Source organism: Belliella marina (assembly GCF_042682445.1).
Taxonomy (GTDB): Bacteria; Bacteroidota; Bacteroidia; order Cytophagales; family Cyclobacteriaceae; genus Belliella; species Belliella marina.
On sequence record NZ_JBHUHR010000046.1, the window covers coordinates 233,730 to 252,189 of the forward strand.

Here is an 18,460-nt window from a genome sequence, read left to right on the forward strand (position 1 = left end):
ATGTCGTAATTACAATGTAAATAAACCAAAAAATTAAATATAAAACCATAGTTAAATAAAAAAATTAAAAAAGTATTTTGTTTTACATCAGAAAATGTTTTTTGTGAACTCTACCTTGATTTTAAGTTGAAACTCTTTGATTACTTTAAAAATTTCCACAAGTGTCACCATTTGAACCTTTGTGAGTTTTTTGATACTCACAAAATTTTCAGGGCTTTTCTTTTCATCAATGATCATCAATGCTTGTTTTTCCAGTCGCAAAGACATCAAATAATAATAGGCATGTTGAAGTTCTTGTGCTTCTTTTTCAGTAAATACATTGCTCTTTTGAAGCGCATCGATTCTTCTACCTGTATTGGTTTCAAAGATTCTGTTTTTCAATGCAAAAATCCTTGCCAAGTCCACGATTGGTGTCATTGTTTTTTTGATGTCGAAAAATTTCTCACCCTCTATTTTGAAGGTTCTGATATTTTTCAAAAATGTAAGGGGAGGTTCGAACAGCAGCGCATTGGTACCCATGTTCATGAAAAACCTTTCTGTTGGGTTTTGTAGTTGTTGGTCCATGAAGTCTTTGAGTTCCTGCAGAATCCCAAAATCACCATATATCGCTCTGCAATCGAAAAAGGTAGAATACTTCATGACTGTTTCTTGGGTCGATTCCTGAATCCAACTTTCATAGTTTCTCTTCCAATGGGAAAGGGAATGTGTCCATTTTGGATTTTTCGCCATAAAACCACCCAGGCAAAAACTAAAGCCAATATGATCCAGTGCAGTCGATACGCGATTGGAGAAGTCCAGAAAATAGTCCCGTACCAATTCCCGTTGTTCATTGGCTTTGTCCTCGTATATGATGGCATTGTCTTGGTCTGTTTTCAAGGTTTGCTCACCTCTTCCTTCACTACCCATAACAAAGAATACAAATTTGGCAGGTGGCTGTCCCACTTCAGAAATGACATTTTCTATCACCCGTAAGGCTATTGTGTCTGAAACGGTAGTGATGATTTGGTTGATGATTTCTGATTTGAGGCCATTGCTGACAAGCTGGTATATGATTTTTGGTACTTGTTGCCATTTTTCCCTAAGTTCACCTACGTCCATGGCCTGTTTTACCGACTGGATAAAAATAAATGGCCCTTGGGACTGCTCTGTCAGTATCTTATTCCTACTGATCCAGCCAATATACGAACTGTCACTCTTCACCAATAAATACCTGGTCTTGGTTTGGAACATCATAAGCAATGCCTCATAAAGATATGCATGCTTTGAGATAGCGACGATGCCCCTATCCATGATTTCGTTGACCGGTTTTTTTGGATCCATTTGCTTCGCAATCACTTTGTCTCGCAAGGTGATGTCTGTCACAAACCCAAGTATGTTTTCATTGGAGTCGCCAATGAAAATACAGGAAACTTTTTCCTTTGCCATGATTTGGGCAGCCAGGTAAATTGGCGTATCTTCTTTACAGATTCTTGGATTCCTATAATGGAGATCACCTACTTTTTTGGAATAGAAGCTGTCTGTGTTTATTTCTGTAGATTCTATCATGTCTTTGGACTTGCTTAGGTGAAAATACGTAAAAAATAATTTAGTTTCTAGGAATAAAAAAAAGAGCGATAGAAAACAACCGCTCTTATTGATTAACCTAATGCTGGGGTTCAGACTATGCTTTTTTCACATTTATAGCATTGAGGCCTTGTTTGCCTTCTTTAACATCAAAGGTCACTTTGTCATCTTGTGCAACTTTGTCAACTAATCCAGTTGCATGCACAAATACATCTTTTTGGGATTCATCATCAACTATAAATCCAAATCCCTTTGCATCATTGTAGAATTTTACTGTTCCGGTAAGCATAATAATAAATTAAAATATGTGGTTAAATGTTCAATAAATGTAAATAATCCAATGATAAAAACAAAAAATAATTTCGCTAAATTGGTGAAATGAAAAACCTTATAGTGATCAGACACGCAAAATCATCATGGGACGATCCTTTTTTGGATGATCATCAAAGACCCTTGGGGGATAGGGGACTGAGGGATTCACCAAGGATGGGGCAGCGTTTGAAAAGAAAAGGTGTCATCCCGGATTTACTGGTTTCCTCTGATGCGGAGCGTGCAAAATCCACTGCTTTGATTATTGCCGAGCAACTTCATTTTCCCAAGGATAGAATAATGTTTACTGGTACATTGTATCATGCAAGTTCATCAGTTATACTAGGTTTGATTCGAAGTTTGGACGATCTCTACAATACAGTAATGATTTTTGGACACAATCCCGGCTTCAATGACTTGATCTGGGAATTGGGGTTCGAAATAGAGAATCTTCCCACTTGCGGACAATTTGCAGTAAAATTTGAGGTAAATTCTTGGAAACATGTTGGAAAGGAAAATGCAAAAAAATGGTTTTTTGACTATCCCAAAAACAAGTGATCCATTTTGGGGGATTCCAATGGCAACTTGTCTGAAGAGTTTCACTTTTCAGAAGTAAATTCCCTTACATCTTGAAGTACTTCTGTAAATAGGTTGGGGTTTTGGATAAGGTATAGGATTTTTTCAGCCACCTCGGCCGCTGTGTTCAATTGGTTTTTTTCCTTAAGATCCTTGAATTTGGACAATGAAGAAAAACTTTCTTCCGAGGAAGCTCTAATAGCTGACTGCATATCGGTATCTACCACTCCGGGAGACAATGCATAGAACTTTATCCCGGTTTTGTTGAGTTCAGCTTCTTTTTGGGCGGTTGCTGTCATCATATTGAGCGCAGCCTTTGATGCGGAATAACCTGACCAGCCATCTATTGCTTTTTTGGCAGCCCCGGAACTGATGTTGACGACAATCCGCTCTTTGTCTTTCAATCCTGAGTATTTATTTACAAACTCATTTATCAAGAGTGCTGGGGCAATAGTGTTGATATTGAAAATGTCCCTAATGCTTTTGGATTTGAGGTTGCCAAAGTGGTCTATTTGTCCAATCCAACCAGCATTGTTGATCAAAACAATGCGTTCAAAATCACCATCAAGAAAAATAACTTCAAAGCTTTGGCGAATCAAATCGAAATTGCTGAGATCAAGAGAAATACCCTTAAGGTTAGCGTATTGGCTTTTTACTTCCGATCTGGATATTCCGATCACTTCGTTGTCAGGATTGGATGCCAACTTTTCTGCCAATGCCTTGCCTATTCCCTTGCTTGCCCCAGTGATAATGAAGAGTGATTTCATGCTTATGAATTTTGAAAATAAATTTATAAATATTCCCTTGAAAAATAGAACGGGCTGTCAAAAATTTTGACAGCCCGTTTCATTCTCATTTCTCTTACAATATGTATTGGGACAAATCGCGGTTTTTGATCAGTCCACTCAATCGCTCATTTACCATTTCTTTGGTGATCATGATTTTGGAATTGGCTTCGATGGTATCTGGTACATCGAATAGGAAATCATTGAGCAAATGACTCATCACAGTATGCAGACGTCTTGCCCCGATATTTTCCACTTCCTCGTTGATTTGGAATGCCAAACTTGCGATTTCCCTGATCGCCTCGTCATTGAAGTCAAGATAAACTTCCTCAGACTCGAATAATGCTTGGTATTGCTTTGTCAATGCATTTTTCGGATCCTTGAGTATTCGGTAGAAATCTTCTTCCGTCAGGCTACTCAATTCGACCCGGATAGGAAATCTGCCTTGTAGTTCGGGAATCAGATCAGATGGTTTGGCTACGTGAAATGCACCAGCAGCAATAAACAGCACATGGTCAGTATTGATGATGCCATATTTGGTGTTGACAGCAGACCCTTCTACTATCGGTAGCAAGTCACGCTGTACACCTTCGCGTGACACATCGGGACCACTGCCTCCTTTGCCACTTTTGGAAGCGATTTTGTCAATTTCATCTATAAAGATAATGCCATTGTTCTCAGCAAGTTTGATGGCTTCTTCTTTGACATCATCAAAGTCAATCAATTTACTGGCCTCTTCTTCCAACAAGACCTTTCTGGCTTCTGCTATAGTCAGCTTACGTTTCTTGGTCTTCTTTGGCATCATGCCACTGAGCATGTCTTGGATTCCAGCCATGCTGGCATCATCCATCATGCCATTGCCGATCATTCCGATACCTACAGGTGGGCTTTGCTTAACATTGATTTCTATTTTTCTGTCTTCCAGTTCTCCATTTCTCAGCTTTTCCCTGAACCGTTCCCTGGTTCTTTCATTCAATTCCTCGTCTGAAGAATTTTCGGGATTGAACTCTGTAGCTGCCGTATTGATGTTTCTGGTGAATCCCGCAGATTTTACCGGTGGGATCAATATGTCCAGTATAGTCTCCTCTACTGCTGCCGCCGCTTTTTCTTTGACTTCTTCATTTTTCTGTGCCTGGACCAAGTGTACGGATTGTTCGACAAGGTCTCTGACCATACTCTCCACATCCCTTCCTACATAGCCCACTTCTGTAAATTTGGAAGCTTCCACTTTGGTGAATGGAGCATTGGCGATTTTTGCCAATCTTCTCGCTATTTCCGTTTTGCCAACTCCGGTAGATCCGATCATCAAGATATTGTTTGGGACGATATCTTTTTGGATCTCTGTTTTGACCATAAGTCTCCTGATCCTATTTCTCAGCGCGATGGCTACATTTCTTTTGGCATCGTGCTGACCGATAATATATTTATCAAGTTCAGCGACTATCTGTCTTGGTGTTAAATCTTTAAAATCACTTCTCATATTTTCTTAACGTTAAAACGACCTCGATTTATTGATTGCTGTGGAGATTCCGAAGATATTGGAACCACCAGGCACATTGTAAAACATCCTGGCATAGGACAGTTCGAACTGCTTGACCCGAAAAGCCAAGCCTCCCGAAAATCCTGCTGCCCCAGGACCGTCCGAAGTTTCAAATTCCTTTCTTATCAAATGATTGTATCCAAACCGTATATGGAATTGGTCTGAAGGAAGGATTTCTACCCCAAAAACAGCCCTCCGAAACATTCTATCAGCCTTTCCCATTGTTTCGTTTCCACTAAAGGAACTTGGCAAATAGAAATCTGTCTCCCTTCCCAATAAATTTCTCAGTGCCAGATGAAACCTTATTGGGGCGTACTCAGGCTTATAACTGGCACCTATTCTGAAATCAGAAGGTAATTGTAAATTTTGGCCTTCTATGTAATTGTTTAGATTAAAACCTATGTTTCTTACATTGATAGCCAATATCAGATCCATCTCAGGATGGTAATAATTGATGCCAAGGTCAAAAACCAAAGCATAGGCTTGATAGCCTTCCAAAACTGAACCTAGTATTTTGGCATTGGTACCATACTGAAATACACCTTGTCGTTTGGAATATGCTGCCGTAATGGCGAATTCATTTGCACTGTATTGTCCAGTCGGAGTGCCAATCGCATCAAAGCCCTCAAAATCCCCATAATTGAAATATTGGATTCCCAATCCAACGATGCCATTTCCTACTCCCTCGAAACTGTAGCCTAAAGTGGCAACGTTGATTCCTCCGGGGAAATTCAGGTAATGAAAAGCAGGGGTCTGAATCCTGCTACTGTCCAAAAGTGCTGGATTGGACAAAAACATCAAAGGGTCATCTCCTGCTGTAATATTAATACCCCCTAATGCTGCAAGCTTAGCATGTGAAGGGTTGTCCACAAAATTGAATGCAGCATGGGAAGTTTGTCCCAGTGTCACTTGCTGGGGAATCAAGAGATAGCCCAGCAAGATCAAATGGGTATATAAGCGTTTTAATCTCAATTGGAATTGTTTTCACTAGTAAAAGTGAATCTCATCGGATCATCAACTTTTGCCTTCAACAAGGCTATTTCCAAGACATCTTCCACTTTGTCCACAAAATGGAACGTGATTCCCTTGATGTATTGTTCATCAATCTCTTCAATATCCCTTTTGTTTTTTTGACAAAGGATGATCTCTTTCAATCCAGCCCTTCTTGCAGCTAGGATCTTTTCTTTGATCCCGCCGACAGGCATCACTTTTCCCCTCAGGGTGATTTCTCCGGTCATTGCAATTTTACTTTTCACTTTTCTCTGGGTGAAAAGTGAAGCCATTGCAGTTAGCATAGTGATACCCGCTGATGGCCCGTCTTTAGGAACTGCTCCTGCAGGTACGTGTACATGTAGATCATACTGGTCAAAAACACGGTAATCGATGCCTAGTTTCTCGGCTTTTGATTTTAGATAGGAAAGGGCAGTCATGGCAGATTCTTTCATCACATCTCCAAGTTGCCCAGAAAGCGTCAACTTCCCTTTTCCTCTACTCAATGCAGTCTCTATAAACAAAATCTCTCCACCCACTGATGTCCAAGCCAAGCCTGTGACTACACCTGCCACACTGTTGTCTTGGTAGATTTCTTTATCAAAGATCTCTCCACCTAAGATTTTCCTAACAGCATCAGTTGTTATTTTCTTTTCGTATTCTTCTTCCATGGCAATGGATTTCGTGATGTTTCGCACCACTTTTCCAATTGCTCTCTCCAAGGTTCTGACTCCAGATTCCCTTGTATAATCTTCGATTATCTTGACAATTGCATTTTTGTCAAAAGCAATGTCCTTTGACTTGAGCCCGTGTTCTTTTCTTTGTTTTGGAATCAGGTGTTTTTTTGCAATCTCAAGTTTTTCTTCCATTGTATAGCCAGTCACCTCGATGATTTCCATTCTGTCTCTTAATGCAGGCTGGATGGAATCAAGTGAATTGGCCGTAGCAATGAACAAGACCTTCGAAAGATCGTATTCCACTTCGAGGTAGTTGTCCGTAAAAGTGCTGTTTTGTTCTGGATCCAATACTTCCAGGAATGCGGAAGAAGGATCTCCCCTGAAATCTGAATTTAATTTGTCGATTTCATCCAATACATAGACAGGGTTGCTGGTTTTGACCTTCTTCATGTTTTGGATTACCTTGCCAGGCATAGCGCCCACGTAGGTTTTCCTATGGCCGCGGATTTCTGCCTCATCGTGTACGCCACCCAATGACATCCTGATATATTTTCTTCCCAATGCTTTTGCGATGGACTTTCCAAGGGATGTTTTTCCCACCCCTGGAGGACCGTATAGACAAAGGATTGGGCCTTTTAAGTCATTTTTTAATTTGAGGACAGCCAAGTATTCAATGACTCTTTCCTTGACTTTTTCGAGTCCATGATGATCCTTGTCCAAGATGGATTTGGCTCTTTTTAAATCAAAATTATCTACCGTAAATTCATTCCAAGGTAGTTCTACAAGTGTCTCGGCATAGTTGAGGGCTATGGGATATTCAGCGGCGGACGGATTTATCCTGAGGATTTTATCAAGTTCTTTTTCGAAATGGAGAGCTACAGATTTTGGCCAGTTTTTCACAGCACCTTTTATCCTTAGCTCTTCGACTTCTTTTTCAGGTCCTTCTTCGCCAAGCTCGGTTTGGAGAACCTTCATCTGTTGTCTTAAGAAATAGTCCCTTTGCTGTTGGTCTATATCTGTGTGTACCTTCTTTTGGATTTCACTTTTCAACTCCAGCATTTGGATGTCTTTCATCATGAACTCCAAAAGTAGGGTTGCCCTTTCTACCCCATCATTGATTTCCAAAAGCCTTTGTTTGGCATCTACTGGCGCGTTGATGTTGGACGAAAGAAAGTGTGTAAGAAATGGGGTGTTGTCGATATTGTCGAGAGCGACTTGCGCTTCCCTCGGGATTTCGGGATTAAGGTGAAGGATTTTGGCAGCAGCATCTTTCAGGGACTCTTCAAGGGCCTCTATTTTTTTGCTGTTTTTCGGAAAGGATTCCTCCAAATAATCCACTTTGGCGGTGAAATAAGGATCTTCAGTGAGTGTTTCAGTGATTTTGAAACGCTTTTTCCCTTGGATGATAATAGTTGTATTTCCATCAGGAAGTACGATCATCTTGATAATCTTGGCCAAAGTACCTACATGGTAGATGTCTTCCCATGATGGATCATCATTGTTTGGATTGATCTGGGCACATACACCAATGAGTTTATCTCCCTTCTGGGCTTTTCTGACTAGTTTGATAGAACGCTGTCTACCCACAGTAATGGGAATAACTACTCCTGGGAATAGGACAGTGTTTCTGACTGAAAGAATTGGGATTTCGGAGGCGTAATTATCTAGTTGGTTGACATCATCACCCTCGTCATCTGTAATCAATTGGATAAGGTCACCCTCACCAGCAAAATCTCCTACCATTAATGATTGATATAATTGATTTTCAAAGTTGTTCATATAGACAATATGACAGTCAAACTGTCATGTTATTATTAAAATAAGAAAGAACCCTCAATTTAAGAAGGTTCTTCCAATTAATTCAAGCCTTGTGCCAAGGTTGTTTATTCGGCAATTTGTCAGGGGTTGAATGGGGATTTGTTTTAGAGATCATCATAATAGAAGAATTCGGGATCTGTTTCATAAATCATTAAGCCAGGTATATATGTGTATATTTTCCCTTTCGATGTAATTGTTCCTGATATTTTATTCCAAGAAAGAGTGTTTGAAAAATTATTTATTTTTTCTTCTTTTAAAGTCGACATGTTTATTTTGATTTGATCCCTATCATTGAATAAAAATAATTCATCCCCAATGATACAGGGTTGGTTTGTTTTTAGCACGCCAGATGAATTTAAGTCTTTGATAGTTGTCCAACTAAGTGTGTTTTTATCGAACTCTTGAAGAATCTGATTTTCATTTGGAATAAGGTTTCCAATAGCATAGAGTTTATCCTTAAAATAAAAAGTATTCATCATTTGATTATGATTTGTCAATTGGGATTCCATCTCAAGCTTCTCCCATTGAGAAGAGTGAAGATTTATACGGTATCGATCAGTTATCTCTTCATCTTTGGTTATCTTTCTGGTAAACCCACCATCGAGGTACAGATGGTTTTCAGAAACATATACATATCTAGGTGCAGATACATTGTGGGGAGGTCGTGGTAGTTCTTTAAGTGAATTATTATATGTGTCAAACTCAAAAATCCGAAGATACTCCCAGTAATATTCTCGATTGTAAGATCCCATATAGATTTTTCCGTCTGGAGAAGATACAGTGAATGCTCCTCCTAAATTGTGGCTACTGATTTGGGTGTTTTTGATTTCTATTAACTTTTTTTGTTGGGCATTGAATTCTAAAATTTTGTTTCTCCAAACAAAGAAAGTTTTTTCACCTACATTGATGCCTCTAGCTAAATCCAAATTATCATAGTCTGTCCCTACAATATTTTCATGCCTAGAATAGGGGAGAGTTGGCGTATCTAAAGTTAACTTAGCGCTGTGGTTGGATTTTAATTGTGCATTATACATGCTTATAAAAGAAGTCCTTGAAACTGGATCAATTCCATTGAAATTGAGTTCTACTAAGATTCTGTCTTGATGGACTTCCATAACATTACCATTTATTCCACTAGGTTCAATCAACAGTTGGTTGCTATATGCGCTTCCTAAAATAAAATTTGATCCCTTGAGTTCAAAGCGCGAACCAGGACCTATTTCACCTTTTAATTCTTGGTTCGGTTCTAACTGAGATCCATAATATGTATAGACGTTTTCAAGTTGATAGATTTTTCCTCTAATATGAATTCCAATACTTTCTCTCTTTTTTCGAGATGGTTTATTAGCTTTAAAAACAATTTTGTCTTTTTCCCAAGAAATAATTTGTGGATCGAAATATGGTTCATCCAGGAATCTTACATATTGGATGTCAGATTCCAGATAGTCTCCTTTTATCGTGACTTCACCTTCAAAATTCACCCTTAAATTTGTGTCTATTTCAAATGTAGGCTCTTTAAGTTTTATAGGCCAGTTTATTTCCAATTCTTTTCCTCCGATGTGAAAAAAGAACCTTAAAGTTCCACTTTCTTTAATTTCTGTTGAAGAGAACATAGGAGGAAGGATGGCTTTGAAAGAATTATTTGAGATTTCCACCACTTCCATTTTGATCTGGGGAGTGCCTAGGATGTAAATCTCATAATTTGCAGGATTTGAGCTGAAATTACTACCGTGTACTGTAATAGTATCTCCATAATATACTTCATTAGGTGTAGAAATACTGTTGAATATAAAACCTTGAGAACCTTTTGACACAAATGGTATAAATTGGGATAAAATGATACCAGACGGAGTTAATAAATATGCAGCTACATAATAAACTCTTCCTTCAATCATAGAGTGGTTTGCTCTTATTTTGAACTGTTTATTAGGCTTACCATTTCGACTAACTACCTCTCCATTTTCCAATGTCAAGTTTTGGGAATCAGAATAAATAAACCCATGCTCAAGTATCGATTCAGAACCGTAGTCAATCATGTTCGCAGCGAATTCAACTCCTTTACTATCTATACTTTGTACATATGTAAGCGTGAATCGGGGACTTGTTCGTGGCTCAAATTCTTGTTTTTCACATGCGAGAAGGAGAAAAAGGCCAAACAAAAAGAATATTAGGAACTGATTTTTCATGTTTAAAGAATTTAAAATCTAATGCCAAATTGAAGTTTGCTGAATAATTGATGATAGTTGGATTCGTTTTCAATAAGCACTATGGAATATTGATTTCTTTCTAAACTTGTTTGCGCTTCAATAAATATTGTTTTTTGATCTTTAACATTGAATTGAGTCCCGATTTTGATAATAGGATCAATATTGTATCTTTTTGGAATAACTATTCCATCATAAATTAGTAGGGTTACAAAATTCTCTTTGTCTGAATAATCGAGTATACTGAATTCTTTTTTGAAACTATTGTAACTAAATTGCCCTCCGATTCCTATATAGAGTTGGTTTTTATCCGAAAGAAGATGCCAGTTTAGTGTAATCGGTAATCTGTAAATAGACTCCCTAAGCTTTTCAGTCCCGTAAATCAGATACTTATTGTTTTCAAATTTTGAATTGAATTTCGTTTTTCTCAAATTATATTCTAAGCTAAAATCTAAACTAAGTTTTTTGAGATTCCCGAAATATGACAATCTACTTCCCAGTCCTATCGATGGGGATGTTATGTTAGAAAATTGATCTGCTCGATTTCCAGATTGCTGTTTAACCAATAAATTCTGAAAATTAAACCCAACTTGAACAAAAGGGTGCAACTTGACTCCTTTGTTTTTTTGTGCAATCGAATCATGTGAATTAAGACCTATTTGACTCGCATAAGTTGATGTACTCAATACGATGCAAAGAATAAAAATAATTAGTTGCGTTTTTTTCACGGATAGAATTGAGTATGTAGCACAATTAGTTGATTTTTTCACCAATTTTACTCAAAAAATCAATCAAAAAAAATAGGTCAAAGAATATTTTCTTTGACCTACTAAATATTTTTTATTTTAGCTGAATCATCCGCCGGTAAAAAGCTTCAGGATATCATTCCCGATTGCAAAAACCATCAGAGCCAGCAGCATTACCATGCCCACTTTCTGGGCATTTTCCAGGAATTTGTCGGATGGGGTTTTGCCGGAGATCATTTCGTATAGCAAGAATACCACGTGCCCTCCATCCAATGCTGGAATTGGCAATAAATTCATAAATGCCAAGATCATGGAGATCAATCCAGTGATGCTCCAGAATTTTGTCCAATCCCATTTGTTGCCATAGATCTTAGCCATACCGATCGGTCCGGATACATTTTTTGCAGACACTTCACCCGTAAACATCCTTCCCAAGGCTTTGGCATTGATGATGACTACTCCAAATGCTTTTTCAGTGCCTTTCGTGATCGATTCTGCAAAACCAAACTTCTTGGAAACAGGCTCCAGCAAGGGGTTGATTAGAAATCCAATAGTCCCTTCTTCAGAAACACTGAAGGATTTTTCCAATTCTTGGCCACCTCTATTGATTTTAAGGGATGCCTCCGTATTGGCTGCATCCGCTAATGCCAGCTGCAATTCATTGAAATAATTGATAGGCTGACCATTGATTGCTGTGATTTTATCTCCTTTTTGTAATCCAATCCTTTCTGCTTCACTGCCTTTGGTGATTTCCAAGATCTCAAAAGGCATCCTGATGCTGATGAAATTGGTCATGCTTTCTTCATTGGAGAAAGAGTTGATAAAACCCCTTGGGATTTTGATTTTGATGATTTCACCATCTCTGTCTACAGTATAATAACCATCTGTGCTCAACAAGGCTTCCCCACCGCTTAGTTCTGAAAGGCTTTGGTAAGGCTCTCCGTTGATGTCAAGGATTTTGTCTCCATCCTGTAAGCCTATTTGCTTTCCGATGTCGTAGGCAACAATCCCATGCTCTATGATTTGTTCTTGGGAATAATATGTTTCACCTTTTTGATAGACCAATGCCACAAAGATCAAAATACCGGTGACGACGTTCACGATGATGCCTCCAAGCATCACGATGAGCCTCTGCCAAGCGGGTTTTGATCTGAATTCCCAAGGCTGTGGTTCAGCATTCATCTGCTCGGTATCCATGGATTCGTCTACCATTCCTGAAATCTTCACAAATCCACCCAATGGAATGGCTCCGATCGAATATTCGGTCTCACCCCATTGGAAGCCAATGACTTTTGGAGGGAATCCGATTGAAAATTTTTCTACTCTCATGCCAAACATCTTGGCAGTAAGCAAGTGGCCCAGTTCATGAAGCCCAACTAAAATAGATAGCCCAAGCAATAGCTGGCCTACCATTATCAATGTATCCATTATTTATATTTTACTCTTGATTAATTCTTTTGTAACGATTCGGGTCAGCTTGTCTGTCTCCACAAAATCCTGTAAACTTGGTTGTTTGACGAAATCCACTTTTTCCAAAGAAGTTGCAATAAGGTCCGACATTTCGAGAAAACCAATTTCTTCCCGCAAAAATGCAGCCACAGCAATTTCATTGGCAGCATTTAATATGCAGGGGGCATTTCCGCCTCTTTCCAATGAATCAAAGGCCAACCGGAGATTTTGAAATGTCTCCATATCGGGCTGTTCGAAGGTCAAATTCGGATATTGTACGAAATCGAACCTCGGGAAATCTGATTTTATCCTTTCTGGGAAACTCAATGCAAATTGAATAGGGATACGCATATCGGGAAGTCCTAGTTGCGCTTTGATGGATCCATCTTCAAACTGAACCAAACTATGTACGATGGATTGTGGATGAACGATCACCTCGATCTGGTCTGCATTGATGCCAAAAAGCCATTTTGCTTCAATTACCTCCAAGCCTTTATTCATCAGGGAAGCTGAGTCAATGGTGATCTTGGCTCCCATGTCCCAATTCGGATGTTTCAAAGCTTGTGCTTTGGTCACTGTTTCCAAAAACTTCCTGTCTTTTCCCCTAAATGGCCCTCCCGATGCCGTGAGGATTATTTTCTCTATTGGATTGTGGAATTCACCGGCCAAACATTGAAAAATAGCTGAATGTTCGGAGTCTACCGGATAGATGTTTACCCCTTTTTGACGTGCCAATTTGGTGACCAATTCTCCCGCAACCACCAAGGTTTCTTTGTTTGCCAAGGCGATTTGTTTTCCGCTTTCTATGGCCTTGATCGTAGGAATAAGCCCAGAGTATCCTACCAAGGCAGTCAATACAAGGTCTATGGTGTCCATCTCTACTACCTGTGCCAAAGCTTTTTCCCCTGCATAGACTTTGATGTCCAAAGGGGCCAATGCATCCCTTACTTTTTCATAAAGCGATTCGTTGGCAATGACAACACAATTAGGCTGGAATTCTATGGCTTGCTGGACGAGCAAGTCAGCATTGTTTTGTGCAGTAAGTACTTCGACTTCAAACTTGTCCAAGTTTGACTTGATGACATCGAGGGTTTGTGTTCCTATACTTCCTGTAGCGCCCAAAATGGCAACTCTTTTCTTATCTGACATGAAATAATTCTGCTTAAGTCTGACAAAATTACAAGGTTCGGAGACTTTTCCTTGTGATTTTTAAGTCTTTTTGTCTTTTGATGGATTTGGTACGATAATCGGTTTGTGATTTTTGTTTAAATTAACCTTTCTTCTAACCGAAAAATTGGATAATCGTTAATATAAAAATGATGAAAAATATCAAATTGATCGTAATGGCTTTCATCGCCGGGATTGGAGGCGCATGGGTGTATCAGTCATTTTTGACAGACACTACTTTGGGTGAATCGAATTTTCCTCCACAAGAATTGTACTCCAGACAAAAAGTCAGCTACGAACCGAATCTGGATGGAAATGTGGTAAGTTCTTCTCCTGTTTCATTTATAGAAGCTTCGGAATTGAGTACACCTTCGGTAGTATTTATAAAGAATTTTTCAGGTACTGATTACAGAAGATACAGCATATTTGATTATTTTTTTGGAACTGGACCCAACCAAAGGGTAAGTACTGGATCAGGAGTGATTATGAGTCAAGATGGGTATATCATCACCAACAACCATGTGATTGAAAGGGCAGAGACCATCGAAGTTGTCCATAAGAAAAGAACCTATCAAGCCAAATTGATTGGGACAGACAAAAATACGGATATCGCCGTGCTCAAAATTGAAGCGGAGAATCTTCCGGCTATCAAAAAAGGAAGCAGCAGGGATTTGAGAATTGGGGAATGGGTCATTGCTGTAGGCAACCCATTCAACTTGACATCAACAGTGACGGCGGGGATCGTTTCTGCTAAGGAGAGACAGATCAATATCTTGGGTGGAGATTTTCCTTTGGAGTCTTTTATCCAAACAGATGCTCCCATCAATCCGGGGAATTCCGGCGGTGCTTTGGTAAATACCAAAGGGGAATTGGTGGGAATCAATACTGCGATTTTATCCAGAACCGGTTCCTACACAGGTTATGGGTTTGCTGTTCCAGTGGATATAGCCATGAAGATCGCCAATGACTTGATCAAGTTTGGGGAAGTTCAAAAAGCACTGCCTGGCGTAGATGTCGTAGAGATCACACCTGAGTTGGCAGAAGAGATGGGTTTGAATACATTGGATGGTGTCATTGTGACAAATGTGCTTCGTGGAGGTGCTGCAGAAAAGTCAGGAATCCAAAAAAATGATGTTATCACCAAAATAGAAGGATATGATGTGACTGGCAAAGGAAGCTTTGAGGAGGTATTGTCATACTATTATCCAGGCGATAAGTTGAATGTTGCTTTCCAGAGGAAATCCAATGTGAAAAATGTAGAGTTGACTTTACAAAACCTAAATGGAGGCACGGGTGTGTTGAAAAGGGAATTTTATACCTCAGCACTGCTTGGCGCTAGATTGGAAGCAATCAATGCCATAGAGAAAGATAGGCTGGGAATAGACAATGGGGTGAAAATAGTTGGGTTGACAAGAGGTTATTTGAGGGATTTGGGCTTGAACAATGGTTTTGTTTTGACCCAAATAAATGGTAAACCAGTATCTAGTCCCGAAAATGTTGGTGAGTTTTTGGAGAAGTTTAGCGGGAAGTTGTTATTGGAAGGATTCGCCCCAAACGGTCAGCCGTTTATGCAGAGCTATAGTGTCAGGTAGGGGAAAGGATGAAAGTATCACGCAAAGAATTGAAAGGTGAGGAGATGCGCTGAGAGCAGGGGGGGACGAAGTGAGATCCAAGAAGCGAGAAGCGAGACACAAGACGTGAGACACAAGACCGCAACAGAGACGTTAAAACCACGAAGTGGTTGAACTTCAAATAACCCCGGGTCGCAACCCGGGGAATAATGATGACAAATAGAGACCACAACCCCGAAGTGGGTTGAACTTCTTCATTTATAAAGAAAAAAATGTCAACTATTTTCAGGTCGTGATCGATTAGGTTTGAATCTCCGTTTTATTTAACAAATCGGCGGTCTTTGCACCTCAAATTCCTTTGAGAGAAACAGAAATAAATATTGTATTCTTTTCGGAGAATGAAAGAAAAAACTTATCTTCAATAAAATCTAAATAGCCATGAAAACTTTGCCTTTCACCTGCGAAAAATGTTTCTCTGATTTTCAAGAAGCTCTGGAAGAATTGAAAACAGTCATCAAAACTGCAAAAACCAAAGGCTTGGACGCCAAGTCTGAAGCCCAAATTGTACGTGTGTTTGAGTTGACACATGAATTGGTTTTGAAGACCATTTCTGAGTTCTTTAGAAACCAAGGACATTCGGGTTTTAGTGGGTCAAGGGATATTACCGTGGAGGCATTTCATGAAGATTTGATAGATGATGGTCAAGGCTGGATGGATATGATCATTTTAAGGATCAAGTACAATCCCATTTATCCTGAAAATACCCAGAATGAATTGGTAGATCAGATAATTAATTCCTTTGTAAAGTTATTCGAAAATTTTGAAATGAAGATGGGTAAAAGGCTTGAGTTGGATTGATTGAGTTGCAGTACCCGTTTTCTATCTTTCTAGTATCGAAAGGTCAGGGAAATCGCTTTTGACAATTTCAGAGCAAGAAGTCCTGGGAAGATTGTCCTAGTTTAGGTGGATTGGTCGGTGGGGACATCGACCAAGGTAATGGCAACGTCCTTTTCCTATGTTTTTGGTATTGAAAGGGTTGTTTTTGATTTTTATTGAAAAATATGCGGGTTGATGTAGCACTTCGGGATAAATTTACGTCTTGTAGAAGTAAGTCGATATTATTTTCCAAAAAGTCTCTTTTTCAAAATTATTTATGATATGAAACCTACCAGCCAACTCTCAACAAAACTGCCATTATTGCTAATGGCTTTGTCAATAATTTTCGTTTTCCCATCTTGTCAGGATCAAACCTCAAGCACATATACTTACAGAACCCAAGTGCCTGTATACATGCAGATGAGTAATTTCAGGACATCTGAAGCGGTCCTAGAGCCTGGGAAGGATTTGGAAAATCCGGGTAAGATTTATATTTACGGTGATTTTTTGTTCATCAATGAACCACAAAAAGGTATTCACATCCTTGACAATACCAATCCATCAAGTCCTTTTAGTATCAACTTCATCAATATTCCTGGAAATGTAGACATGGCGGTAAACAGCAACATGCTTTATGCTGACAATTATCTGGATCTGTTGGTGTTTGATATCAGCGATCCTCGGAGTATACAGCAGATCAAGAGAGTTGAGGATGTGTTCACCAGTATGTATACAGATTTGTCAACGGGGACTTTTATCACTATGAAAGATACGGTCATGACTGCCAATTCAGAAATCAATCGCAGTTGGTGGGGAAGCGCTATATTTTGGAACAGGGGTGGGATGTTTGCCATGAATGCTGATGCTTCCCGTGGTGGAAGCGAGAGTTATGGACAGGGTGGTTCGATGGCCAGGTTCACATTGATGAATGCACACCTTTATGCGGTGGATGAGTCTTCACTCCGCGTATTTAATATAGAACAAAAAGAAAATCCGGACTTTATCAAAAACATCAATTTGGGATGGGGGATTGAGACAATTTTCCCTTTCCAAAACAAACTGTTCATAGGTTCAAACACAGGAATGCATATTTATGATGCAAGTACCCCCGATGCACCAACCCAAATGTCAGTCTATCAGCATGTGACTGCATGTGATCCCGTTGTTGTGAACGAAACCCATGCTTTTGTGACATTGCGGTCCGGTGTTGGTTGTAGGTTTGGTGTTGATGAATTGCAGATCTTAAATATCCAAGATCCATATGCCCCAAAGTTGCTCAAATCGTACCCAATGGAAAATCCACATGGTTTAGCTTTGGCAGGGGATTATTTGTATTTGGCTGAGGGGAGGCATGGACTGAAAAGCTTTAATGTGGCAGATGTGATGAATATCGACAAAAACCAATTGGAATATCTTAAATCATTGAAATCTGTAGACATTATTCCTGGACCCAAATCTCTGATTGTAATAGGTCCTGATGGTGTTTGCCAATTCGATTATTCTACACCAAATAAACTTATCCAATTGAGTTGTATAAATGTCAAAAATCCAATTGTTGTCTAAGTGAGGAGATTTTTATTGTTTGTCATTTTTGTTTTTTATTGCCAGTTCTCCTTTTCCCAAAGGGGGATTGGCAATTACATCCATCATGTTGAGATGGGAACATTGCATGGGACTGACGAACAGGGGAGCAGAGTCAATTTTTCTCTGCAGTCATTTCATGGGGCACAAATAGATAGCCATCATCAAATAGGTTTCTTTGTTGGTTATGATACATATCCTGAATTTAACTTGATGCCGGTTGGTTTCGGTTGGAGATATACATTTGAACCGGAAAGGAAGTATTCATTCTATACCAATTTGGATTTGGGTTATGGCTCTGCTTGGTTTCAGGGAAAGGAAATTGTAAATAGGATGCAATCATGGAATGAAGGAGGGTTTATGCTTAGCCCTGCGTTGGGTTTAAGAAAAAGATCAAAAACGGGGAATCATGCCTATACAGCTGCAATTGGTTTTAAGAAGCAATACGCCTACTCTTATGTGGGGCAGCTCTCAGCAGGCGGTATGCCGCCAGTAGATGGGATTCGACCTGGTTTTGATTCACTTTTTGAAGAAAGTCTGATATTCAATAACCTATTCATTCGTTTGGGAATGATTTTTTAACATATATTGAAGCCTAATTCTTAAAT

15 protein-coding genes are annotated in these 18,460 nt (G+C 39.3%); 5 read left to right on the forward strand and 10 right to left on the reverse strand.

The annotated features are described in order from the left end of the window. Positions 1 to 87: 87 nt before the first annotated feature. Positions 88 to 1,545, reverse strand: coding sequence for a DUF294 nucleotidyltransferase-like domain-containing protein (locus ACFSKL_RS20055; protein WP_376888721.1), 1,458 nt, complete (start codon positions 1,543 to 1,545; stop codon positions 88 to 90). 115 nt (positions 1,546 to 1,660) lie between these two features. Continuing rightward, on the reverse strand, positions 1,661 to 1,852 hold the full coding sequence (locus ACFSKL_RS20060) for a cold-shock protein (RefSeq protein ID WP_376888723.1): 192 nt from the start codon (positions 1,850 to 1,852) through the stop codon (positions 1,661 to 1,663). Positions 1,853 to 1,941: 89 nt separating this feature from the next. On the opposite strand from ACFSKL_RS20060, the gene ACFSKL_RS20065 reads away from it, so the two are divergent. Continuing rightward, positions 1,942 to 2,430: a SixA phosphatase family protein gene (locus ACFSKL_RS20065; protein WP_376888725.1), complete on the forward strand. Its 489-nt coding sequence runs from the start codon at positions 1,942 to 1,944 to the stop codon at positions 2,428 to 2,430. A gap of 41 nt (positions 2,431 to 2,471) precedes the next feature. Here ACFSKL_RS20065 and ACFSKL_RS20070 read toward each other — a convergent pair whose 3' ends face one another. The 8 genes from ACFSKL_RS20070 to ACFSKL_RS20105 all read right to left on the reverse strand — a co-directional run bounded on the left by ACFSKL_RS20070 (position 2,472) and on the right by ACFSKL_RS20105 (position 13,806). Continuing rightward, positions 2,472 to 3,215 carry an SDR family NAD(P)-dependent oxidoreductase gene (locus tag ACFSKL_RS20070; protein WP_376888727.1) on the reverse strand — a complete coding sequence of 248 codons (744 nt, stop codon included), beginning with the start codon at positions 3,213 to 3,215 and terminating at the stop codon, positions 2,472 to 2,474. A 94-nt stretch (positions 3,216 to 3,309) separates the two neighbouring features. Further along, positions 3,310 to 4,713 carry an ATP-dependent protease ATPase subunit HslU gene (gene hslU, locus ACFSKL_RS20075; RefSeq protein ID WP_376888729.1) on the reverse strand — a complete coding sequence of 468 codons (1,404 nt, stop codon included), beginning with the start codon at positions 4,711 to 4,713 and terminating at the stop codon, positions 3,310 to 3,312. Positions 4,714 to 4,725: 12 nt separating this feature from the next. After that, entirely contained in the window at positions 4,726 to 5,745 is a 1,020-nt protein-coding gene (porQ, locus tag ACFSKL_RS20080; RefSeq protein WP_376888730.1) for a type IX secretion system protein PorQ, read from the reverse strand. Next, entirely contained in the window at positions 5,742 to 8,219 is a 2,478-nt protein-coding gene (gene lon / locus ACFSKL_RS20085) for an endopeptidase La (RefSeq protein WP_376888732.1), read from the reverse strand. Before lon ends, porQ begins: the two co-directional genes overlap by 4 nt. A 143-nt stretch (positions 8,220 to 8,362) precedes the next feature. Beyond that, positions 8,363 to 10,444, reverse strand: a complete 2,082-nt coding sequence (locus tag ACFSKL_RS20090; RefSeq protein ID WP_376888734.1) for an IPT/TIG domain-containing protein — start codon at positions 10,442 to 10,444, stop codon at positions 8,363 to 8,365. Between the two features lie 11 nt (positions 10,445 to 10,455). Beyond that, positions 10,456 to 11,232 (reverse strand): hypothetical protein, encoded by a 777-nt coding sequence (locus ACFSKL_RS20095; protein ID WP_376888735.1) that lies wholly within the window; start codon positions 11,230 to 11,232, stop codon positions 10,456 to 10,458. Between the two features lie 84 nt (positions 11,233 to 11,316). After that, the gene (gene rseP / locus ACFSKL_RS20100) at positions 11,317 to 12,636 is read right to left on the reverse strand and encodes an RIP metalloprotease RseP (protein ID WP_376888737.1); all 1,320 of its coding nucleotides are present in this window, start codon (positions 12,634 to 12,636) and stop codon (positions 11,317 to 11,319) included. 3 nt (positions 12,637 to 12,639) lie between these two features. After that, positions 12,640 to 13,806, reverse strand: a complete 1,167-nt coding sequence (locus tag ACFSKL_RS20105; RefSeq protein WP_376888739.1) for a 1-deoxy-D-xylulose-5-phosphate reductoisomerase — start codon at positions 13,804 to 13,806, stop codon at positions 12,640 to 12,642. Positions 13,807 to 13,976: 170 nt separating this feature from the next. Between ACFSKL_RS20105 and ACFSKL_RS20110 the strand changes: the two genes are divergently transcribed. The 4 genes from ACFSKL_RS20110 to ACFSKL_RS20125 all read left to right on the forward strand — a co-directional run bounded on the left by ACFSKL_RS20110 (position 13,977) and on the right by ACFSKL_RS20125 (position 18,434). Next, positions 13,977 to 15,416, forward strand: a complete 1,440-nt coding sequence (locus ACFSKL_RS20110) for a trypsin-like peptidase domain-containing protein (RefSeq protein WP_376889136.1) — start codon at positions 13,977 to 13,979, stop codon at positions 15,414 to 15,416. Positions 15,417 to 15,833: 417 nt separating this feature from the next. Continuing rightward, positions 15,834 to 16,253: a nucleotidyltransferase substrate binding protein gene (locus ACFSKL_RS20115; protein WP_376888741.1), complete on the forward strand. Its 420-nt coding sequence runs from the start codon at positions 15,834 to 15,836 to the stop codon at positions 16,251 to 16,253. Between the two features lie 300 nt (positions 16,254 to 16,553). Then, positions 16,554 to 17,834: a hypothetical protein gene (locus tag ACFSKL_RS20120; RefSeq protein WP_376888743.1), complete on the forward strand. Its 1,281-nt coding sequence runs from the start codon at positions 16,554 to 16,556 to the stop codon at positions 17,832 to 17,834. Further along, the gene (locus ACFSKL_RS20125; RefSeq protein ID WP_376888745.1) at positions 17,835 to 18,434 is read left to right on the forward strand and encodes a hypothetical protein; all 600 of its coding nucleotides are present in this window, start codon (positions 17,835 to 17,837) and stop codon (positions 18,432 to 18,434) included. The last annotated feature ends 26 nt before the right edge of the window (positions 18,435 to 18,460 follow it).